Source organism: Accumulibacter sp. (genome assembly GCF_016789985.1).
Lineage (GTDB): Bacteria > Pseudomonadota > Gammaproteobacteria > Burkholderiales > Rhodocyclaceae > Accumulibacter.
Genome location: NZ_JAEUOL010000003.1, coordinates 1 through 18,863, shown reverse-complemented (window position 1 = coordinate 18,863; position 18,863 = coordinate 1). Strand labels below are relative to the sequence as shown.

The following is an 18,863-nucleotide window of genomic DNA, read 5'->3' as shown; positions in this document are numbered from 1 at the left end:
GCGCCTTGTCTCCGCCCTTCTGGCAGAATGCGACGAGGAATGGATGACCGGGAAAATCTACCTCAACCTGAATGACTGATGGCTATATCCCGATGGAATCCCTTGGGGGCTTTTACAGAAAAGAAGTTGCGCTGCCTTCGGCATCAGAGATAGTGGCGGTCAGAACCCAACGATCGATCGCCTCGTCGATGCTGAGTGCTCAACGCCTTTCGGCATCAGAGATAGTGGCGGCATGTCCTTCCAGTCTTCGACAGATACGCTCTCGCGGTGCTCAACGCCTTTCGGCATCAGAGATAGTGGCGGGGATTGACCACCCAACCCAAGCCGTAACTATCAAGTGCTCAACGCCTTTCGGCATCAGAGATAGTGGCGGGCAGGTGTCGGGGTGCCATAGATACTGGGGTTCATTGTGCTCAACGCCTTTCGGCATCAGAGATAGTGGCGGCACAGGTCGGTAGCTCGATATAGGGGACCTCGTAAAGTGCTCAACGCCTTTCGGCATCAGAGATAGTGGCGGGATACCGGTAACAAGCGGCCCAGCTTGCGAACCGAGTGCTCAACGCCTTTCGGCATCAGAGATAGTGGCGGCTACGTCTATTCGCGCGACGAGTCCGGGACGTTGCGGTGCTCAACGCCTTTCGGCATCAGAGATAGTGGCGGTCGCCTTCGGTCGCCAGTGCGGCCGGAGCCGCCGCGTGCTCAACGCCTTTCGGCATCAGAGATAGTGGCGGGCCGCGAATAACCGTTTTCTGTCGGTTTATAGGCCAGTGCTCAACGCCTTTCGGCATCAGAGATAGTGGCGGGTCTGCGGTGCTGCCTGGCGTGGCGGTGTTTAGTTGTGCTCAACGCCTTTCGGCATCAGAGATAGTGGCGGCCCGCAGCGCTTCATGTCGCGCCAGGCGTGATCGGCGTGCTCAACGCCTTTCGGCATCAGAGATAGTGGCGGAAATGCTCGTCTAGCTTTTTCTGAACGAATTTCCTGTGCTCAACGCCTTTCGGCATCAGAGATAGTGGCGGACCACTACGCTAAGAGGTTGATCATTATAGGAAAAATGGTACCGTAAGCAAGCAGCCAGCAGCATCGGCCTGTGGCGGTGATGGATGTTACTGAAGTGCCCAGGGAAACCAGAGAAATCATGGCCCTGGATGACGCATGTGCCGAAAAGCGCCTGAAATACGCATAATTGATTGATTTTCAGTTATTTTTATGATCAACGGAGGTAGGTGAACCGGTGCCACTCGCAGATGCATGTGGCTGTTACAGAACGGCGAAACGTGCCGACGGCTCGTCCCAGTGCTCCGCTTTGCCACGGGCCTCAACTCCGCCAGCACATCGGGGGCAGAGATGCACCACCAGGAGATCGTCTTCACGGTCCAAGATCTGCTCCAGTTCCCAGCGCAGAGCTTCGAGGGCAGTGCGCGTAAGACGGCAGCGGAACAGCGAGTACTGTATGCGTTCACCCGTGCCACGCAAGAGCCTGTAAGCCTGGCGCCACCGCTTGGGGTGGCGGATGTCGTAACTGACCAGGTACCAGTGCTGGTTGCCATGCTCTTCGGTTTTCATCCGCGCAGCCGCATGCGGGCGAAAAGGCCGGGGGCGCCACTCCATTCTTTTTCGAGCAGCCGCGCTTCGAGTTCGATGGCGCGCTGGTAGCTGAGGGAATAGCCCACCACCGGATGGCGCCAGACTTCCTGTTTACGGACCTCGTACAGAGCGATCGCCCGCTTGCGGCCGGTGTCCGCCAGCCACACCTGCCGGCCGGTGCTGAGGAAATCCTCTTCCCGCCACTGCTGCCGGTTGATCGCGGCGATCAGGGGCATATCCCACAAGGTGGTGCGGAAGAGTTCCATCAGATCCAGGGCCAATGGATAGGCGGCACTGCGGGGGCGGTGAAAGAAGCCGAAAGCCGGTTCCAGTCCGACCGCCAACAGGGCTGCCATGACGTCGCGGTAGAGCAGGGCGTACCCGAAACTCAGGGCCGCGTTGAAGCGATCCGTGGGCGGTCGGCGATTGCGATCGGCAAACTGCATGTGGGCCTGGCTGGGGTCAAGCAGCAGGGGCAGAGCAGAGAAATAATTGCGGCCCGCCATCCCCTCATGGCCGCGCAGTTTCTCTGGATCGTCGGCACGCTCCATGCCGCGCAATTCGGCGCGCATACTGCTCAGAGCGCCCTCAACCTCGCTGCGGACGCCGCGGCTACGGGCACTGCGCAGCAGGAAGTGCAATTGGTTGGCGACTTTGGCGCGAGTCAGCCGCCGAGCCAGGTCAAGGCACAGGATCGGGTCCGACAGGCCGGCAAACTGACGATGCCGCCGCTGTACGCCGCCAGGGGCCGCGACCCCGCCTGCGTACTGGCCGCCGCCGCTGAGCCAATGGATTCCAATATCGTGCGCCAGGGCATAGTGGATCGTCTGGCTGCTGATTTGAGCGGCGCCGTGCAGGACGATGGCGCCGACTTGGCGGCCAGGGAATTTGACCGGATCACCATCGCGTGGCGTGACGACGATCTCCTCTCCCTGCTTGCCGACCCGACTGCCGGGTTCGGTGACATGAATCACCTGGCGCTCGTCATGCTCGGGAAAGAGGCGAATGGTGGCAGGAGCCGTCTCATCGTCCTGCACTGCCAACAGGCGCTCTTCCTCCGGCAGACAGACCGGCGCCAGCGAACAATGAGCACAGAGGTTTTCGTTGGCGGCGACCGGTGGCCGCTGGACGCTCTCCGCCAAGGTGCGCGCTCGGGCGATGGCCCGACGCAAGTCCGCCAATGCCGCTTCGTCGACGGTCACGCGCACGGTCTTGTGGTTGGCGTGATAACGAATCCGCCCCTCGGTGATCGGCCGGCCCAGATGGCTACCGAGCAAGGCTGCGTAGGCGACGATCTGCAGCCGATCCGAATCCCAGGCGCCGTCGCCCTTGGACCGCCCCCGCTTGTGCTCGAAGGGGACCAGCAATCCATCCCGGTAACGCAGATAGTCGACTTTGCCCTTCAAGTTCCACTCCGCCGACTCGATGGTGACACCGACCAGTTCGCCGCCGTCCGTCGGCAACTCGGCGGCGTGCAATGTCCTTCCGGCATACACCCGCTGGTCGGCGATGCGGATTTCCTCGACTTCCTCGAGGTAGAAAAGCCGCTCGCAATATGCGAGGGCATGCAGGGACATGATGCGCAGCGCAGGAAGATCCTGCGCACGCGAATCGTTTGCTTCCACGGCCATGTGTTCCCACCTCCAGCGGGATCAATACTTCACCTCTACCCAAGCGGCTTCCGGTACCTGATCAGTTGCTTGCTCCATCAGGCGAAACAGTCGCGACTGGCTGCGCGAGATATCTTGCCGGTCAATGGTGATGGTGAGTCTGGCAATGTCCGCCTGCGGGCCGCCGAGCGGATCGCTTTCGGAGACCGGTAGCCACCAGCGCGCCGGCAGCGCAGCCGACAGCGGATCGATGCGATCCGGCAGGAAGTTGTTGTCGCCCAGGAAAGGCAAGCCATAACGCGCCGGCCCTTGGCCTGACAAACCTTCTCTTACTTGCTGTTCCAGAGCCTCGTTCCCTCGCAGGCCGATGCAGGCGCGCAAGTTGGAGAGAAACGCGCGACGGACGGGGGTGATGTTGTACTTGTTGCCCTTGCATACCGGCGCGTGCTCAGCTCTCGAGGGTCCGATCGGGTAGTTGTGAAGCTGTTGAAACAGATGATGCTGCTCCGTTTCCTCCATCGCACCGATCGCGATATGTGCCACGGGCAATCGCTTGGCGATAAGGGTCATGGGAGACTTGCCGTCGTTCTCGCGCATCTCGATGCCAGCCAAGTTGAGAAGCAGTCCGTAGGCAGCAGACGGCGTAATGAACGGTGCAGTTGGCCGGAAACTCCCGGTCGTGAACGACCGGAAGGCAGCAAAGGGAGCGTGGACGTTCAGCCAGAGCATGAGAACGTCACTCCGCAGAATCAGGAAGACCGGCCCGGTCCGCCGCGGCCATCAGCAAGCGTTGGGGATTACGGTCGAGAATGACGCCTTTCTCCGTCAGTGCCAGCGTGGTTCTTTCGTCCATCTCCTTGACCAACTGACCACCGAGGAAAAACTCATCGCCTGGGAAGTCCGCTTTGAGGATCCCGTCGACGATTTCCGGCAAACGGTATTTGCCTTCATCAGAGCGGAAGCCATAGGCGTCGTAACCGGCTACCAGTTGCCTGGTCAACCGAACCACCAGCGAAGCGGGTGCCATTTCGAAATAACTGCGCGCATGGTTCCCAGCCACTCCGTTGAGTTCGCCAATCGCCCGCAGCAGGGTACGAGTCCAGGATCGCTTCTCTTTGCAGTCTTCCAGATTCAAAGCAAAAGGGTACTGGAAGGCGGTATAAGCGGTTTCGCGGTGGAGTAAGGCACTGCTGCCGCTATTTTTCCAGGGGCTACCGACAGTCAGGGGCGATTGGGTAAACACTGCATCGTGGCGGTATGGCTCGAGCGCTACGGCCATATTCATTCGCAGTACCGAATCGCGTTTGAAACTGAATGTTGCAGGGTCACGACCTTGCTCTTTGATCTTGACGAGCATCTTCTTGCGATCCGCGTTGCCTGCTGCTACCAGCCAGCCCATAAAGAAATCATCCGCATAAGCGTCCGCATCCGGGAAGTCGGCAAATTTGACTGCTAACTGTTCCTCGTCGTTGAGTCGCTTGCGGTTACATGGCAGACCGAATTGGTGCAGATGTTCGCGCAGAGCATTGCGCATCGCTTCCGGACTGATGATCGCGTATTCGAATCGACCTTTGGTGATCTTCTGAATGACGGAGCGGTTTTCAGGGGATTCGCCGCGATAGTTGGCGGAAGGGGCGGCGTAGGTGAGGACGGTGGCAAATAGGTTCATGAATTTCTCCGGGTTCGGATGATGGCGAGATCGGCTTACTGAGAATGGTCGTTATCGCTGGAATCGGCGATTTTTTGGCCCGGCAGCCAGGCATGGGCGGACAGGGCAAGCATGGCGAGGTCCTTGACCAAAGCAGGGTTCTCGACCAAGGCTCGGCTCAAGGCGATGAAGTCTTCTTCCCTGATGAATTGGGGAACCGCGCACAGACTGCCGGTGAAATATTCGGCAATGTCTCCTTCCCGCCGTCCACGCAGAGCCAGGAAAGCGTCCTTGGCCACTTTTTCTCGCGCTTCGCGGTAGGGTGGATCGTAAATAGGGTGTCCTTTCTCGTTCTTGGGCATGTCGGTAATGTCCCTGCCGCACTTTTCCTGCGTGCGCAAGCGGACATAGGCACCGATCATCTGATAGACGCGCCGGGCCAGGGCATCGTCCAGTGGATTTTTTGGGTTGTCGGTCATCGTGGGCTCCTGATGGCGTTCCAATACGCTGGTCTGGTCAATCATGGTCATGAACCTCTTTCGGGCATCGTAGCCGAAGGGGCGGAAAGTCGCTTCAACGGGTTTGCCGATGAAGAATTCGGTCGGGTAATGGGAGAGCAGAGCATCGGCAGCGGAATACCAGGGTCTGCCTTTGACGAGATTGCCGATGGTGAGCCGCTTGAACAACGGATTGACCCTGAAGTCGCGCAAGTGCGCCTGGTATTCGTCTAACATTCCGGCGTCTGGCCGGAGTATCTCGGTTTGGAGCAGGCGAACATTGTTGCCGACCTTGTTCAGGTGATAGAGCTCGATGGTGTGCAGGGGAAGGCTGTAAGAGAACTGACCGACTCGGCGGTAGGCCAAGCGCGCAAGGAACTCCAGCCCGCCTTCCATTGGCAAATCAATTAGGGATTGCGCGGGCCTGTACCCGGCGACAGACGTCGTCAGGCTGCGCCAGTATTCCGGGATCTCGTCCGTGAACCACTCCAGATCGGCAACCTCTGGAACCACAAGGAGATAGCCAAGGTACTCGCGGCTTCCTTTCTTGAGATCGAGGATCTGGGGAACGAAAAGCGGGGTTGCCAACAGCCAGAAGTGTAGAAGCAGGTTTTCCTCGACACGTCCCTTGAAGGGAACCCGTTCCGCATTATCCGCTTGTGCACCGACGAAACACGTGCTCGCCACCGCATCGACGTTGAACAATCCGTGGGCCTTCTTCTCTATGCCATCGTGCAGTTGCGCAAAGACTTCCGCAGCCATTACCGTGAGCGACTTCCCTGCGGATCGCGTCTGAAACTCGAGCCGTTGTTTGTCGCGGCTGCAAAGCGTGCCCCACAGCATGTCCCGCCAAAGCTTCAGCCATGGGCTGTCTTCGCCACCGGCCAGCCAGAACGCCAAGAACTCACCACACGGCTGGACAAAGCGATTACCTTTGTCGTTACTGCTTTCCCTGGCGTTGTAGAAATCATCGAACAGAGTCGTTAGCGCGGCGGCCGTGAAACCGATCGTGGTTTCATGGGGGCCCAAGGCAATAATCTCCGGCAACTCCCCAATCGGGTGCCCACGTGCTTTCCGCTCCTCCAGATTGCGAATGAACAGCAGCAAGCCGGCCAGTCCGGCTTTATGTTGGGCCGTCGGTAGCTCAGCGAGCCGGTAAGTCAGAACTAGGCTGTCGGGAAGTTCACGTTTGGCGGCCATGTATGGGCTCCTGAAAAAACCCGAACCGGGCGTCGTAGTGGTCAGCAGGGGCTACGCACAGTGCACGTCCGAGGCACTGGCTACTGCCGGCGTGGCGGCGCGGCACGGGAAGGACAAAGCCATCGTAGGGCAGATGTCGTCGACGCAGCCCGAGAACTTGCTCAAGATCGCAGTCCAGGACGGCGTCGACGGTGAAATCGTGACTATCCCGCAAGTCTTCCTCCCCGCCGGCAGCCCATGGAGGCCCTTCGACGAATTGAATCCACGTGTCGGCGCGGCGCGGATCCTGACGAGTGCGTGCATCCAGTTCGTCTTCCAACCGCAACTGGGAAACTGCTTGCCCGTCCAGTGAGGTCAGGAAGGCACGGGCTGGTTCAACTTCTGCTGGGTTGTATGGCAAAGGGCTTTCGGGGGCGTAGCAATAGACGATGCCTGGGTTGGCTTCGTCAAGGGCGTGGCGATTGCATCGGCCCATGCGCTGGATGAGCGAAGGTATCGGCGCCAGTTCGGTGATGAGCACGTCGGCATCCAGATCGAGGCTCATTTCGCAGACCTGCGTGGTGAGGGCGATAATCCCACCTGTTGGTTTGTCGGACTGGAAGGCTGCAACCACAGCGGTGTGTCGTTCCTTGCGGTCTCGTAAAGTGAACCGGCTGTGGTAGCACAGGGCGCCAAGCTGCTCGAAATCCCGAGCCAGATGCTGACAGCGATCGACCGTGTTGACCACCCAAAGCACCCGTTTGCCTTCTGCCAGAGCGGTTTGGGCGATGGCTCTTGCGGCCGACTCGTCCGGGATGGCATGGATCCGGTAGCGCTGCAGTCCAGCACTTCGTTCCAGGTCTTCGAAATGCCGACCGGGGCCAGGGTAAGGCGTCAAAGCCAGTTCCTCGAGTTCCAGCCGCCTCGGGCCGGGCAGACTGGCGGTCATGCAGAGCACCGGAAGTTGGAACTCCTTTAGCAGCGTCTTCAGCGCGGTCCATAGCCGGTGGTCGAAACTGTGGACTTCGTCGATTACCACCACGGCGTCGGCAAGGACAGGCAACAGGCAGATGGAACGATAGGAAAGTTGCAGGAAGCCGAGGAACTGGTCTACGGTTGCGGCGAAAACACGCTTCTGCCAGAAGCCGAGAGCAAACAGACGGTCATCGGTTTCGTAGTTGCGTTCGCTGCGTTCATCCGGGTTACTGAACATCCCCTCGAGTTCGTATCCGGCCGTGCCTGACAACAGTGCGGCGTCGCTCTCGGGAGCGTGCGAGACGTAGTCCCGGAACCCTTCGCTGGCGGTGGCGCGAGTAGGGTAGAGAAAGATCACGCGGGCTGCCGGTTGCCGGTCGAGCTGGGCGGTGATCCAACGCCAGGCCGCGAGCGTCTTGCCGCTTCCACAGCCGGCGAGGAGCAGTGCACGTTCGGGCAGGCGTTCAGCCTCTTCCTGAAAATCCTGCCAGCGAAAACGAAAGCCGGGATCGATCCGACGTTTGCTGACTTCGATTTCGGCGATGCGCGGATCGATGACTTTCTCCCTGATGCTGCTCCCGGTCAGCGGCGGAACACCAAAGGTGCCGGATAGCCAATCGGGAATCGACAGTCCTTCTCTCGGCAAACCCGAACCCGCGGCGTCGGCCGCAATGAGAGCGGCAACCAGCGCTTGCCAAAGGCGCCGCGCTTGCCCGTCTTTCCTCAGCTCTCGCTTCATGAATTGCATGCGGCGATCGAGGTCATCCCGCAACGCCATGATGGATTCGCCCGGGCCTGACCCGAAGTTCCAAAGCGTCGGCAGCATGCCCTTCCAGGGGGCGAGTCCGAGTCGTTCGCCGAGGATCTCGAACAAACTGGCCAACTCCTGCTCACCCAGAATCTCCACTAGTTTGATTCCCGGTGACAACATGGCTGCCAGCTTGTAGCGCTCGTCGCTGGCGGAGAGCTTAAGGTGGTGACTTGCCGCCACGACCGCGATCAGTTGGGCGTCCAGTCCGCCCTGCTGCAGCCAACGGCTGACTTGGGGCAGCGTGACGATCAAGGCACTCAAGTGTTCATGGCGGATCGCTTGCTTGTCTTTGTGCTGGATGGCTTGTTGAAAACCGTTGTTGGCCTTTCCGGGATCATGCAGGCCGGCGGCGGCTAGTCCGTGACGGTAGAAAACCGCCCAAAGCGCGTTCGGCAGCCCGAAAAAAGCCAGCCACCGTTCCCCAATCCGTGATGGTTCAATTAAAGTGCCAAACAGACCGACGAAAGCCTCCATTACTTCCAGAGAGTGGGCTACCAGAGTCTTCGGTGCCTAGCCTTTCTGGACGGATTTGGCAAGGAGAATGGTCATCTCGTTTGCCATGGTACAAACACTCCACACCCCAGTTTCCGCCTTCCCCCCAGCCCATGCTCCTGCAGCCGTATCGATTCCTCTGCCGTCAATTCGCTGACCAGCAGCGTGTGAGCAACGACTTTCCTGTCCTTGATCGTGAAGCTTCGTCGGGGACCACGTTGCGGGCCACCTCGAATTGCCAGTTCGGCCAATTGGTGAGCAATTTCGGTGTCGAAGCGATTTTCATCGTTACCGTTGCGGGTGGTGACCAAGTGAGCATAAAGGGTGGGTGTCGCTTGGAGAGCGTGAGGCTGGGGAATGCCCACGCGCAGCGAGTCGGTCCCCAGCGTGAGTTGTTGGCCCGCCAGGGCAAGGAACTTGTGGACCAGCGTTGCCGGCAGGCGGACGGTGAGCCGTGATCCAGCGTTCAAGGCGAGACGGCCTTTTCCCTGGTAGTGGCCCCGAATGAGGTGCACACCGACATCCTCCCGATTATGCAGCCAGCAATCGCCTGACGATTCGAGCGCACGCGCGAGCGCCGCATAGAGTACGTAACCGTGGTCCAGGGGAATGGCATGTCCGTGCAGCGGGAAAAGCAGATCGATCTTGGGTGAGTTCATGGTCGTGGTTTTCTCCAGGGGCTCTGCGTGTGTTGCGATGGGGCGTACGTCATGCGCTCAAGTCCCACGATCTGGATTCTCCAGGCCGGCAGGCTCAATTTGTGAGCACGCGCCGAGATTCTTGCTCGCCGTGAGATGTTCCTCCTGAACGGCATCACGCAGCGAGTCGGGGGCCAGTACCGTCACGTGACGACCGTGGCGCAGGATGTCCATGATCAGTTCCGGTTCGCGGCTGTAGGGGAGGGACAGCCAATAGCGGCCGTCGTCCAGGAAACGGCCTTGCTGGGCCGGGTGCCACTTTTCATTCGCCACCCACCGTGCGCGCTCGGCGCTGAAGAGTAACGTGGCCCAGCGCACGCAGGCGCCCGAGAAGATACCGTAACCACTACCCAGTTCCCGATCGAGCTCAGTGTCGTCGATGTCGATAGCCGGTCGATCGAGCACCCGGACATCGCGGATTGCGTCGACGGCAAATGCGCGCAGCTGGTTGCGCAGGTGGCACCAGGCGTCGAGGTACCAGTTGTCCCGATAGTGCACCAGGCGCTGGGGCGATACTTCACGGCGGGTGTGCTCGTCTTTGCCGCGGGCATGGTAGCCGATCACCAGCCTGCGCCGTCGCAAGAGACCGCTGCCGACGGCCTGGAAATGTTCGAGGCGGTAGGATCGGGCAGCGACGGTTTCGATGCGGATTCGGCGGGCCACTTCGCTGCTCGGGTTGTCACCCGCTCCCAGCAGTTTCGTCAAACGATTGAGCAGTGGCTTGATCTGGCTCCCGAGCAGACCGCTGGTGTCGAGGTTGCTCAGGAGGTGCTGCATGGTCAGGAGCGCGTGGATCTCTTCCGCAGAGAACCACATGTTCGGCAGCTCAAACTGGCCTCCCGCTTCTTCGGGAGCACCGAGACGATAGCCGCCGTATTCGGAGTCGAAGTCGATGGGAACCTGGAAGCGGTCTCGCAATTCCTGGATGTCCCGACCAAGGGTGGCGCGAGAGATGCCGAACTTTTCCATCAGCTCACTTCGGTAAGTGACGCGGCGGGGGCTGAGCAATTCCTGAATCTGGCGCAAGCGGTCGGTTCGGTTGATTCCGGTCATGTCTATTGTTTCCTATGGGTGGCGCATAGTCGGAGTCTGTGCTAGTGCAAAATCTCTTCTGTAGATTCGTATCCTGCTGGTTCTGCGTGGTGCTTTGCCGGTCGTAGTGCCCGAAGAGCGGAGGACGGCAAAGCACCGTGGCGCGACCCCGGCAGGCTCTAACCGCAGGCAATTTCTTCAAGGCATTCTCAGCCCTACCCATCAAGGAGTCGACACGATGGCACAACGAGTGGAACCTCATCCTCTGGAGGCTGCGTTTGCTGTCTTGCTGGCCACCGGCCTCGACGGAGCCGGCGAGGTGTGGCGCATCCTGGTCAATGAGGCGAGCGAGATCAAATGCATCCAGCTTCTGAACGGTCACCAGCGGATATATACACCGGGTTGAGAAGATCGGCGACTTTTTGGGTGTGCCGATGATCGCGAGAGAGGGGTATGTGGAAATTGAAGTCTTGAGGAGGCATTGTTTCAGCCTGCGACGGATTGCGGGGGAAGCGGGCTGTGCGGTGAACCCGGTGCGCTGGCACTTGGCAGCGGGTGAAACGCCGCGCCATGCGTGCGTGACACAAGCAGCAGGTGACGAAGCTGGCGCCCCTTGATGCGTACCTGAAGGAGCGGCTGTGACCCATCCGGAGTGGACGCCGGCGACGGTGTTGGCGAGGGAAATCGGCGCGCAAGGGTATCCATCGCTGCACTGCTCTCCCGCGCCTCGATGCATGACGGTCTGGCCGCCATTCCCCTGTCACTGATCCGCGTCGGGCGGGTGCCCAACCTCTACAATCTCATGGATGCCGTCCATTGCAGCACCGAGTCGCGGGGAAAGATTTGTCCGTGCCGGTCCAGCCCCGCGGTACCTGCCGCACCGTGCGCGCGGCGGCGATTCGACCACTCGTCGAACTCTGCCATAATGTCGGGGATGCGCAGGATCTGCGCTGCCGGCCGGGCTGCCGACGGGGGCATCCCGGCGCAGCCCATCCCGCCACGTTCATTGCCAGGTTCGCCGATGCCCAAGCTGCTGCTGGTCGACGGTTCGTCGTATCTCTATCGCGCCTTTCACGCCCTGCCCGACCTGCGGACAACCCGGAGCGAGCCAACCGGCGCCCTGCATGGTGTGCTCAACATGCTGCGCCGACTGGAGGGCGACCATCAGGCGGCGGACATCGATTACAAGGCGGTCGTCTTCGATGCCAAGGGCCGCACCTTTCGTGACGACTGGTATGCGCAGTACAAGGCGAACCGCCCGCCAATGCCCGCAGACCTGGTGCGCCAGATCGAACCGCTGCACGCCGCGATCGCCGGGCTCGGCTGGCCCCTGCTGGTGATCGACGGGGTCGAGGCGGATGACGTCATCGGCACGCTGGCCCGCCGGGCTGCTGCGCAGGGTGTGCAGGTGGTGGTGTCGACCGGCGACAAGGACCTGGCACAACTGGTCGGACCACGGATCCGGCTGGTCAACACGATGAGCAACGAGGTGCTCGACGAGGCCGGCGTGATCGCCCGCTTCGGGGTGCCGGCAGAGCTGATCGTCGATTATCTGGCCCTGGTCGGTGATTCGGTCGACAACGTTCCCGGGGTGGACAAGGTGGGGCCCAGGACGGCGGTCAAGTGGCTGCAGCAGTATGGTTCGCTCGACGGGGTGGTCGCCGCGGCCGGCCAGATCGGTGGAGCGGTCGGCGAGAACCTGCGTCGCGCGCTCGATTTTCTGCCCCTGGCGCGGCGCCTGCTGACCGTGCGCTGCGATCTCGAACTGCCCCTGGCGCTTGCCGACCTGATGCCGCGCCCGGTTGATCGGGCACGCTTGCGCGAGCTCTTTGCACACTACGAGATGCGTTCCTGGCTCAGGGAGATGTCGGGCGAGGAAAGCGTCGCCACTCCCGCCGGCGAAGCCGCGGCCCCGGCCGCGAGCGGTGCGCCGCCGGCGACCGAGCCGCTTCTGCCGGCCGACGGCGCCCACCGCGCCGCTTACCAGACCATCGTCGACTGGCCGTCGTTCGAGCATTGGCTGGAGAAGATCGAGCGCTGTCCGCTCAGCGCGCTCGACACCGAAACCACCAGTCTCGATCCGTTCGTGGCCCGTCTGGTCGGCCTCTCGCTGGCGGTGGCGCCGGGCGAAGCGGCTTACCTGCCGCTTGCCCATCGCTATCCCGGGGTACCCGACCAGTTGCCGCGCGAGGCGGTGCTGGCCCGCCTCAGGCCCTGGCTGGAATCCGGCGGGCAGGCGAAGATCGGCCAGAATCTCAAGTACGACCAGCATGTGCTGGCCAACCACGGCATCCGTCTGGCCGGCGTGCAGCACGACACCCTGCTCCAGTCCTATGTTCTGGAGTCGGGCAAGGACGGCGTACGTGGGCACGATCTCGGGCAACTCGCCAGCCGCCACCTCGGTCTGTCGACGATTCCCTACGAAGCGCTGTGTGGCAAGGGAGGCAACCAGATCGGCTTCGACCAGGTGGCGATCGATCAGGCGGCCGAATACGCTGCGGAAGATGCCGATCTCTGCCTGCGGCTGCATCAGCGCCTCTATCCACAGATCGTCGCCGACAGCGGTCTGCAGCGGATCTACGAGCAAATCGAGATACCGGTACGCGACATCCTCTTCCGCATGGAGCGCACCGGCGTGCTGATCGACGTCCGGCTCCTGACGCAGCAGAGCCACGAGATCGGCAAACGCCTGCTCGAACTCGAGGAGCGCGCGCACGCCGCCGCCGGACAGCCCTTCAATCTCAATTCGCCGAAACAGTTGGCGGAGATCCTGTTCGATCGACTCGGCCTGCCGGTGAAGAAGAAGACTCCATCGGGAACCCCGTCCACCGACGAGGAAGTGCTTTCCGAGCTGGCGCTCGACTACCCGCTGCCGAAGATCCTGCTCGAATCACGGCAGCTCGCCAAGCTCAAGGGTACCTACACCGACAAGCTGCCCAAAATGGTCAATCCGGAGACCGGGCGTGTGCACACCAGCTACGCCCAGGCGGTGGCGGTGACCGGCCGCCTGGCGTCGAGCGACCCCAACCTGCAGAACATCCCGGTGCGTACCCCCGAAGGCCGGCGCATTCGTGCCGCCTTCATTGCCCCGCCCGGTGGCTGTATCGTCTCGGCCGATTACTCGCAGATCGAATTGCGCATCATGGCCCACCTGTCCGAGGATGCGCGCCTGCTTGCCGCCTTTGCGCAGGGCGAGGACGTGCATCGGGCGACCGCCAGCGAGATCTTCGGCGTGCCACCGGCCGAGGTCGGCCCGGATCAGCGGCGCGTCGCCAAGGTGATCAACTTCGGCCTGATCTACGGCATGAGCGCTTTCGGTCTGGCCCGTCAGCTCGACCTCGAACGGGGCGCGGCGCAGGCCTATATCGAGCGCTACTTCGCGCGCTACCCCGGCGTTGCCAGTTACATGGCGAGCACACGTGACATCGCCAGGAGCCAGGGCTACGTCGAGACGGTCTGCGGGCGCCGGCTCTGGCTGCCGGAAATCCGCTCCAGTCAGGCCGGTCGTCGCCAGGGCGCCGAGCGAGCGGCGATCAACGCCCCGATGCAGGGTTCGGCGGCCGACCTGATCAAGTCGGCGATGATCGCCGTCCAGGGCTGGCTCGACGGCAGGTGCTTGCGCAGCCGCCTGCTCATGCAGGTGCATGACGAGCTCGTGCTCGAAGTGCCACGGGACGAGCTGCCGCTGGTATGCGCCGAACTGCCGCGGCTGATGAGCGAAGTGGCCAGCCTGCGCGTACCGCTGGTGGTCGACGTCGGGGTCGGAGCGAACTGGGATGAAGCGCATTGAACCAGCAAGGCGGAGGGCTGCGCACAGTGTCGCGGGAGCCGCGGATGTCCTGGCGGTGCGCCGAGGTTTACCGGTTCCTTACCGCACTGCTGTTCTCCGGCGTGCTGGCCGCTTGTGGCAGCACGCCGCGCGGCGTTGCCGTTTACCAGAACGAGGGTTTCGAGGCCAACGAGACCTTTTCGCGCCTGTTCGACGCCCCGGTTGACGCGACCTGCGAGGCTGCCCGTCGCGCGCTGCTCAGCCAGGGGTACCAGATGGGCACGGTGAAGCGTGATTTCATCAGCGCCAGCAAGCACTTCCAGCCGGCGGGCGAGGTGCATGTGCAGATCGTCTTCAACGTCGTGTGTGCCCCGGAAGGCGGGGAAGGCAAGGTGGCGATGGTCTATGTCAACGCGATCCAGGACCGCTACGCACTGAAAAAAAACCCGAACTCGGCCACGGTGGGGGTGGCGGCGCTCGGCTCGGTGTCGATCCCGCTGACCGCCACCGACGATTCGCTGGTCAAGGTAGCCAGTGAGACGATCCCGGCTGGTCCGTTCTATGATCGCTTCTTTGCGCTGATGCAGCGCAATCTGCCACAACCGGGCGAGGAGCACTGACCGGACCGGGACTGGCGGTGCGCGGCGAAAGCCTCATAATTGACGGGGCCATGACCGACGATTCGACAAGTGACATCCCTGCGCGCGCCGAGACGCTGAGGGTTCTCCGTTTCATGGGCAGGTATTCGCCCCTCTTGATGCTCGTCGGTGACGACGATGGTTACGGCACGCGCTGGACGCTGAGCGGACAGCAGGTGCAACCGGCCATCGCGCGCTTTCTGATGGAGAAAGGCCTGGTCGAGGAAAGCGGACGTACCGAATTCGGCGCGCGCAAGCTGACGCTGACCGAGGCTGGTCTGCGCGTTCGCGAGAGCGGTATCCGCTGGTGGTCCGGGCTCAGCCCGCTCGAAAAGCTGAAGGTCGTGATTCTCGGTTGACCGGGGTTGCTGTGCGTGAGAGATCGCGACATCGGGATCGAAAAAGGAGGGAAACGGGTGTTCGGAGGTTTGCTGTCCATTTTTCGTCGCAAGGCGTCGAAGCTGTCCGCCGAGGTGCCACCGGCGGTCGCCGGGCGGGCGTCGGACGCCGCCCGTCCAGGGGGCGGGAATTACCTGCGGCATCGACCGATACTCGACAGGGAACAGCGGGTCGTCGCCTACGAGCTGACGGTGGGGCGTCATCGACCGCTCAGCACACACCAGTGGCAACCCGCCTCGCGCAAGCTCCTGGCGGATGAACTGCTGTGGCAGTTTGCGCAGGCCAGACTGGAAGCCTTGCGGGAGCACCGGCAGGTCTTCCTGCCGGTGGGCACCGACATTCTCGAACATCCGGCGCTGGCCGCTCTGCCGCGGCGCAACGTCGTGCTGCAGATGGTCTGGCATGCAGGAGGCCCCCCGGGGTCGCCGGACACGCTGGCCGCCGGCATGACGAGACTGCGGCAAATGGGTTTCTCGCTGGCCTGCTCCCATGATCTGCTGGATCGCGATGAAAAGGCAGCGGCCCTGGCCGACTATTTCACGGTGGATGCCGGTCACCTGACCCCACCCGAACTGCTCGACGTGCAACGTCGGCTGGCCGGGCGGTGCCCGCAAAAGCCGATGCTGGCGATGAATGTGGACTCCCTGGAGACCTATCAAGCCTGCCGGCTGATGCGCTTTACGTGCTTTCACGGTGACTTCATTGCCTCAGACGAACCTCCACAGGACCGAGTCGACCTGCCTCCCTACAAAGTGGCGGCTCTGGAGTTGCTCAACGCGCTGCGCCGCGAGGCGAGCCAGGACGAACTGGCGGAAAAGGTCTGGTCGGACCCGACACTGGTGCTGCGTTTGCTGCGTGTCGTGAACTCTCCGGCCTTGCGCCTGCGGATGCCGATCGGCGATCTGAAACAGGCGATCGCCTACCTCGGCTGCGCTCAGCTCTATCGCTGGGTCACCCTGCTCCTGTTTTCCAGCCAGCGTGCGGAAGATCGGCAGCCGATGGAATACGCCTGGCGGGAAAGCGCACTCGTGCGCGGCCGCTTCATGGAGTTGTTGGTTACCGGGCGGCTGCCGGAGAAGGAATGCAGCGAGCTTTTCGTGGTCGGCGTTCTCTCGATGATCGACAAGCTTTTTTCGATGCCCATGCCGCGTGCGCTGGAGAAGTTCAATCTGCCGCCAGACATCATGGATGCATTGCTCGCCCAGCAGGGCAGGTACGCGAGCTATCTGGCCCTGGCAATTGCCTGCGAGCGCGACGATCAGGCTGCGATCGAAGCCCTGGCTGTTGCCTGTGGTCACGATCTGGATGCGGTCAACTGCTACCAGACCGAGGCACTGGAGTGGATTGTCGACTTTACCGCCGTGGCGGACGGGCCGGTCGTAGCGGCAAGCTGAGTTTGCACAATGCCAGGCCGGCCATGCGGCGGGCCTGGCTGGTCGAGCCGCTGGGCAAGCGGCTGCGCGCCTACTCGAACTCGATGATCACCTGATCGACCGACAGGCTCTCGCCTGGTACGGCAACGACCTTTTTGACCTTGCAGTCGCGCTCGGCCTTGAGGACGTTCTCCATTTTCATCGCTTCGATCACCGCCAGTTTTTCGCCGGCGGCTACCTGCTCCCCGGCGGCGACCGCCACTTCGCGCAGCAGGCCGGGCATTGGCGAAAGGAGGAACCTGGAAAGATCCGGCGGCACCTTCTTCGGCATCAGGGCCAGCATGCGTGCCGCGTTGGCGGTCATCACCGTGGCCTTGACCTGCTTGCCGAAGTGGACGACCCGATACAGCAGACCGATCCGTTCGAGCTGCAGGCACAGCGGTTCGCCGTTGCAGGTGCCGTGGAAGACGAGTTCGCCGAAACGCCAGTCGGAAACCAGATCGTATTGCTTGCCGTTGCAGGTCGCCGAATAACCGCCGGGAATGCTGACCAGGCGTACCGGGAAGTCCTGGTCGTCGAACTGCACGACCCAGTCGTTGCCCACCTTGCGTTGGTGCCCGGGCATCTGGCCGCTGACCTTGACGGCGCGGTCGATGTAGCGGCGACGACCGAAGGCAGCGACGGCGGCCAGCAGTTGCGGATCGGAGTGCACCACATCGGCGGCGAAGAAACCGTTCGGATACTCCTCGGCGATGAAGGCGGTGGTGAAGGTCCCGGAGAGGAAGCGCCTGTTCTGCATCAGCGCTGCCTGGAAAGGAATGTTCGAGTCGATGCCGCGGATGACGAAGGCGTTGAGGGCGTCACGCATGCGACTGATCGCCTGGTCGCGGGTGGCACCGTGACAGATCAGCTTGGCGATCATCGAATCGTAGTACATCGAAATCTCGCCCCCCTCGAAGACGCCGGTGTCTACGCGAACCTGGCCGTCGCTGGTTTCCGGCGGGCGGTACTTGACCAGTCGGCCGACCGACGGCAGGAAACCGCGGAAGGGGTCTTCGGCATTGATCCGGCACTCGATGGCCCAGCCATTCGGCTGGATGTCGTCCTGCGTGAAGGGCAGTTTCTCACCGGCCGCGACGCGAATCATCAGTTCGACCAGATCCAGTCCAGTGATCATTTCGGTGACCGGATGCTCGACCTGCAGGCGGGTGTTCATTTCCAGGAAGTAGAACGATTTGTCCGACCCGACGACGAACTCGACGGTGCCGGCACTCTGGTACCTGACCGCCTTGGCCAGCGCGACGGCCTGTTCGCCCATGGCTTTGCGGATGCTGTCGTCGATGAACGGCGAGGGCGCTTCTTCGAGTACCTTCTGGTGCCGCCGCTGGATCGAACACTCGCGTTCGAGCAGGTAGACGGTGTTGCCGAAGGAGTCGGCAATGACCTGGATCTCGATGTGGTGCGGACCCTCGACGAACTTCTCGATGAACACGCGGTCGTCGCCGAAGCTGTTGCGCGCTTCGTTACGGCAGGCTTCGAAGCCTTCGCCGGCTTCCTTGTCGTTGAAGGCGACACGCAGACCCTTGCCGCCACCGCCGGCCGAGGCCTTGATCATCACTGGGTAGCCGATTCCCCTGGCGATCTCGACCGCTTGCGCCGAGTCGCCGATTTCGGCGTTGTAGCCGGGGATGGTGTTGACCCTGGCTTCTTCGGCCAGCTTCTTGGAGGCGATCTTGTCGCCCATCGCCGCCACCGAGTAGTGTTTGGGACCGATGAAGATGATGCCTTCTTCTTCCAGGCGGCGCGAGAATTCCTCGTTCTCCGACAGGAAGCCGTAACCAGGATGCACTGCCTCCGCGCCGGTCTGCTTGCAGGCGGCGATGATCTTGTCCATCACCAGGTACGATTCCTTGGACGCGGCGGGGCCGATACACACCGCTTCGTCGGCCATCATGACATGCATCGAGTCCTTGTCGGCTTCGGAAAACACCGCCACCGTCCGGATGCCCATCTTCTTGGCGCTCTTCATGACCCGGCAGGCAATCTCACCGCGGTTAGCGATCAGAATCTTCTTGAACATCTTTATTTCTCCCCGGGTATCAAAGCGGAATGTTGCCGTGTTTGCGCCACGGATTTTCCAGTTTCTTGTTGCGCAGC

13 protein-coding genes, 3 pseudogenes and 1 CRISPR repeat array are annotated in these 18,863 nt (G+C 61.9%); of the genes and pseudogenes, 7 read left to right on the top strand and 9 right to left on the bottom strand.

The window, feature by feature from the left end; translation table 11 throughout:
* Positions 1-123 precede the first annotated feature (123 nt).
* A CRISPR array of direct repeats spans positions 124-1,017; the repeat unit is 36 nt; unit sequence GTGCTCAACGCCTTTCGGCATCAGAGATAGTGGCGG.
* A gap of 241 nt (positions 1,018-1,258) precedes the next feature.
* From cas2 to JNK99_RS00135, 8 genes are read right to left on the bottom strand one after another with little or no spacing between them, the layout of a single operon-like run.
* On the bottom strand, positions 1,259-1,564 hold the full coding sequence (gene cas2, locus JNK99_RS00170) for a CRISPR-associated endonuclease Cas2 (RefSeq protein ID WP_291846916.1): 306 nt from the start codon (positions 1,562-1,564) through the stop codon (positions 1,259-1,261).
* A complete protein-coding gene (gene cas1, locus JNK99_RS00165; RefSeq protein WP_291846913.1) occupies positions 1,561-3,216 on the bottom strand; it encodes a type I-MYXAN CRISPR-associated endonuclease Cas1 in 1,656 nt (551 codons plus the stop codon). The genes cas2 and cas1 overlap by 4 nt, the downstream gene beginning before the upstream one ends.
* Positions 3,217-3,237: 21 nt before the next feature.
* On the bottom strand, positions 3,238-3,924 hold the full coding sequence (locus JNK99_RS00160; RefSeq protein WP_291846910.1) for a CRISPR-associated protein Cas5: 687 nt from the start codon (positions 3,922-3,924) through the stop codon (positions 3,238-3,240).
* Positions 3,925-3,931: 7 nt separating this feature from the next.
* Positions 3,932-4,864, bottom strand: a complete 933-nt coding sequence (locus JNK99_RS00155; protein ID WP_291846907.1) for a type I-B CRISPR-associated protein Cas7/Cst2/DevR — start codon at positions 4,862-4,864, stop codon at positions 3,932-3,934.
* A gap of 35 nt (positions 4,865-4,899) precedes the next feature.
* Positions 4,900-6,540 (bottom strand): type I-MYXAN CRISPR-associated protein Cmx8, encoded by a 1,641-nt coding sequence (cmx8, locus tag JNK99_RS00150; protein ID WP_291846905.1) that lies wholly within the window; start codon positions 6,538-6,540, stop codon positions 4,900-4,902.
* Positions 6,524-8,803: a CRISPR-associated helicase Cas3' gene (gene cas3 / locus JNK99_RS00145; protein WP_291846924.1), complete on the bottom strand. Its 2,280-nt coding sequence runs from the start codon at positions 8,801-8,803 to the stop codon at positions 6,524-6,526. Before cas3 ends, cmx8 begins: the two co-directional genes overlap by 17 nt.
* 47 nt (positions 8,804-8,850) lie before the next feature.
* Positions 8,851-9,456 carry a type I-MYXAN CRISPR-associated protein Cas6/Cmx6 gene (cas6, locus tag JNK99_RS00140; RefSeq protein ID WP_291846902.1) on the bottom strand — a complete coding sequence of 202 codons (606 nt, stop codon included), beginning with the start codon at positions 9,454-9,456 and terminating at the stop codon, positions 8,851-8,853.
* 57 nt (positions 9,457-9,513) lie between these two features.
* Positions 9,514-10,548 carry a YafY family protein gene (locus tag JNK99_RS00135; protein ID WP_366518668.1) on the bottom strand — a complete coding sequence of 345 codons (1,035 nt, stop codon included), beginning with the start codon at positions 10,546-10,548 and terminating at the stop codon, positions 9,514-9,516.
* Positions 10,549-10,765: 217 nt separating this feature from the next.
* Between JNK99_RS00135 and JNK99_RS00130 the strand changes: the two are divergent.
* The 7 genes and pseudogenes from JNK99_RS00130 to JNK99_RS00100 form a co-directional block, all read left to right on the top strand.
* Positions 10,766-10,885 (top strand): annotated as a pseudogene (locus JNK99_RS00130) (IS256 family transposase); the annotation flags it as partial.
* Positions 10,886-10,961: 76 nt separating this feature from the next.
* Positions 10,962-11,228: pseudogene (locus JNK99_RS00125) on the top strand (IS21 family transposase); the annotation flags it as partial.
* A pseudogene (locus JNK99_RS00120) lies at positions 11,225-11,356 on the top strand (IS5/IS1182 family transposase); the annotation flags it as partial. The pseudogenes JNK99_RS00125 and JNK99_RS00120, both read left to right, overlap by 4 nt.
* A 192-nt stretch (positions 11,357-11,548) precedes the next feature.
* On the top strand, positions 11,549-14,317 hold the full coding sequence (polA, locus tag JNK99_RS00115; protein ID WP_291846918.1) for a DNA polymerase I: 2,769 nt from the start codon (positions 11,549-11,551) through the stop codon (positions 14,315-14,317).
* A gap of 44 nt (positions 14,318-14,361) precedes the next feature.
* Positions 14,362-14,916: a DUF2242 domain-containing protein gene (locus JNK99_RS00110; RefSeq protein WP_291846899.1), complete on the top strand. Its 555-nt coding sequence runs from the start codon at positions 14,362-14,364 to the stop codon at positions 14,914-14,916.
* 50 nt (positions 14,917-14,966) lie between these two features.
* On the top strand, positions 14,967-15,293 hold the full coding sequence (locus JNK99_RS00105) for a hypothetical protein (RefSeq protein WP_291846896.1): 327 nt from the start codon (positions 14,967-14,969) through the stop codon (positions 15,291-15,293).
* A 57-nt stretch (positions 15,294-15,350) separates the two neighbouring features.
* On the top strand, positions 15,351-16,727 hold the full coding sequence (locus tag JNK99_RS00100; protein WP_291846893.1) for an HDOD domain-containing protein: 1,377 nt from the start codon (positions 15,351-15,353) through the stop codon (positions 16,725-16,727).
* A 70-nt stretch (positions 16,728-16,797) separates the two neighbouring features.
* Here the strand turns inward: JNK99_RS00100 and JNK99_RS00095 are convergent, their stop codons facing one another.
* Positions 16,798-18,786 (bottom strand): acetyl/propionyl/methylcrotonyl-CoA carboxylase subunit alpha, encoded by a 1,989-nt coding sequence (locus JNK99_RS00095; protein ID WP_291846890.1) that lies wholly within the window; start codon positions 18,784-18,786, stop codon positions 16,798-16,800.
* Between the last annotated feature and the right edge of the window lie 77 nt (positions 18,787-18,863).

What these genes read in the sequence shown, in the direction of transcription:
- cmx8 (WP_291846905.1), bottom strand. Translation starts at nt 6,540, where the DNA reads ATGGCCGCCAAACGTGAACTTCCCGACAGCCTAGTTCTGACTTACCGG.
- JNK99_RS00110 (WP_291846899.1), top strand. Translation starts at nt 14,362, where the DNA reads ATGTCCTGGCGGTGCGCCGAGGTTTACCGGTTCCTTACCGCACTGCTG.
- JNK99_RS00160 (WP_291846910.1), bottom strand. Translation starts at nt 3,924, where the DNA reads ATGCTCTGGCTGAACGTCCACGCTCCCTTTGCTGCCTTCCGGTCGTTC.
- JNK99_RS00155 (WP_291846907.1), bottom strand. Translation starts at nt 4,864, where the DNA reads ATGAACCTATTTGCCACCGTCCTCACCTACGCCGCCCCTTCCGCCAAC.
- cas2 (WP_291846916.1), bottom strand. Translation starts at nt 1,564, where the DNA reads ATGAAAACCGAAGAGCATGGCAACCAGCACTGGTACCTGGTCAGTTAC.
- cas1 (WP_291846913.1), bottom strand. Translation starts at nt 3,216, where the DNA reads ATGGCCGTGGAAGCAAACGATTCGCGTGCGCAGGATCTTCCTGCGCTG.
- JNK99_RS00135 (WP_366518668.1), bottom strand. Translation starts at nt 10,548, where the DNA reads ATGACCGGAATCAACCGAACCGACCGCTTGCGCCAGATTCAGGAATTG.
- cas6 (WP_291846902.1), bottom strand. Translation starts at nt 9,456, where the DNA reads ATGAACTCACCCAAGATCGATCTGCTTTTCCCGCTGCACGGACATGCC.
- polA (WP_291846918.1), top strand. Translation starts at nt 11,549, where the DNA reads ATGCCCAAGCTGCTGCTGGTCGACGGTTCGTCGTATCTCTATCGCGCC.
- JNK99_RS00105 (WP_291846896.1), top strand. Translation starts at nt 14,967, where the DNA reads ATGACCGACGATTCGACAAGTGACATCCCTGCGCGCGCCGAGACGCTG.
- JNK99_RS00095 (WP_291846890.1), bottom strand. Translation starts at nt 18,786, where the DNA reads ATGTTCAAGAAGATTCTGATCGCTAACCGCGGTGAGATTGCCTGCCGG.